Below are 456 nucleotides of genomic sequence, written 5' to 3'. Positions count from 1 at the left end.
ACAACTCTGCAGTGGCGACTTTTTGCCATAATGTCGCCCGCGATCTGCCGATCCAGATCAATGATCCGTCAGCCGTTATTCGTCTGGTGTATGTGGATGATGTGGTCGACAGCTTTATGGCGCTGCTGGCCGGTGTTGAATCCATCAACACTCGTATTGATAGCGCCTATGTTGAAGTCGCTCCCGAATACCGCATCAGCGTTGGCGAGCTGGCCGATCAGCTGTACCGCTTCAAGGCCACACGGGACAATCTGATCACTGAGCCTGTGGGTACGGGACTGGTACGGGCCTTGTACTCGACCTATGTCAGCTATCTGCCGCCGGAACGCTTTACCTACCCAGTGCAGCAGCATGGCGATGCCCGCGGTGTGTTTGTCGAGATGCTGAAAACTCCCGATGCCGGACAGTTTTCGTTTTTCACCGCACACCCCGGTATTACCCGGGGCGGGCATTACC

General features: G+C 55.9%; 1 pseudogene. It reads left to right on the top strand.

The window, feature by feature from the left end:
• Positions 1 to 456 (top strand): annotated as a pseudogene (locus Q5762_RS37140) (hypothetical protein); the annotation flags it as partial.

The sequence above is a fragment of the Streptomyces sp. P9(2023) genome, from assembly GCF_032436795.1.
Lineage (GTDB): Bacteria > Actinomycetota > Actinomycetes > Streptomycetales > Streptomycetaceae > Streptomyces.
The sequence above is the reverse complement of the archived record's forward strand: the minus strand, read 5'-3'. Positions and strand labels throughout refer to the sequence as shown.